At 64.7% G+C, this 414-nt stretch carries 1 protein-coding gene; it reads right to left on the bottom strand.

The annotated features are described in order from the left end of the window. Positions 1–202: 202 nt before the first annotated feature. Positions 203–414 (bottom strand): hypothetical protein (locus A6F49_RS14395; protein WP_043056575.1); only part of this gene is annotated, 212 nt, incomplete at its 5' end.

Genomic DNA, 414 nt, shown 5'->3' with positions numbered 1-414 from the left:
CTCCACCACCACCTCGCCCTCGCGGATTTCGTTCTCGCGGACCATCGCGGCATCCTTCCCGTCACTGCAGAGAGGAAATCTAGCGCCGCCTGCCCGTCGCACGCAAATCGGTGTGTCGCATCTCGATCGCTCGACTCTCAAAACGCACATGCCCGGCACAAAGGCCGGGCATGAAGGGATGCGATGATGTAACGGGCGACCGTCAGGACGCCGGCTCGGGCGGTGGCGGTGGCTCGATGGTCTTGCCGAACTTGTTCGACTTCGGAAAACCCTTCGGCGGCAGGCGGCCGGCATCGGAGCGGGCACCGCGCCAGTCGGCGAGCTCCCGGGCACTGACGCTGAACTCGCGGCCGGCGGAGTCCTTCCAGGTCAGACCTTCCTTGAGATTGAAGGTGACGACATCGGACAGACCAC

The organism is Enteractinococcus helveticum, from assembly GCF_001657475.1.
Classification (GTDB): domain Bacteria; phylum Actinomycetota; class Actinomycetes; order Actinomycetales; family Micrococcaceae; genus Yaniella; species Yaniella helvetica.
Note: the sequence above shows the minus strand (reverse complement) of the source record. Positions and strands in the feature narration are given on the sequence as shown.